Raw genomic sequence first — 442 nt, 5'->3', positions numbered from 1 at the left:
TGATGTCGCCGACCGTCATCCGCGGGTTCAGCGAGGTGTAGGGGTCCTGGAACACCATCTGGATGTTGCGGCGGACCGCCTTCAGCGCCCGCCCCGACCGCGCGGTGATGTCCTCGCCCTTGTAGAGGATGCGCCCGCTCGGCGGCCGTTCCAGGGTCACCAGCAGCCTGGCGACCGTGGACGTGCCGCAGCCGGACTCCCCCACGATGCCGAGCGTCTCGCCCTGGTAGAGGTCGAAGGAGACCCAGTCGACCGCTTTGACCGCGCCGATCTGCCTCGTGAACAGTACGCCCCGGGTGAGGGGGTAGTGCTTGACGAGCTCGCGCACCTGGAGGACGGGTTCTCCGCGCCGCATCGACGGTCTCCTTCCAGAAGTGGCAGGCGCTGCGTCTGTCCGCGGAGACCCGCTCCAGCGGAGGAAGGTCGGTCCGGCACAGATCGC

1 protein-coding gene is annotated in these 442 nt (G+C 68.8%); it reads right to left on the bottom strand.

Annotated elements, in window-relative coordinates; translation table 11 throughout:
- Window positions 1-355: ATP-binding cassette domain-containing protein (locus PUR26_RS01450; protein WP_329868388.1), on the bottom strand; the 355-nt coding region annotated here is incomplete at its 3' end.
- Window positions 356-442 lie beyond the last annotated feature (87 nt).

This window comes from Streptomyces sp. SP18CS02, assembly GCF_036322365.1.
In the GTDB taxonomy this organism is placed as follows: Bacteria; Actinomycetota; Actinomycetes; order Streptomycetales; family Streptomycetaceae; genus Streptomyces.
Note: the sequence above shows the minus strand (reverse complement) of the source record. Positions and strands in the feature narration are given on the sequence as shown.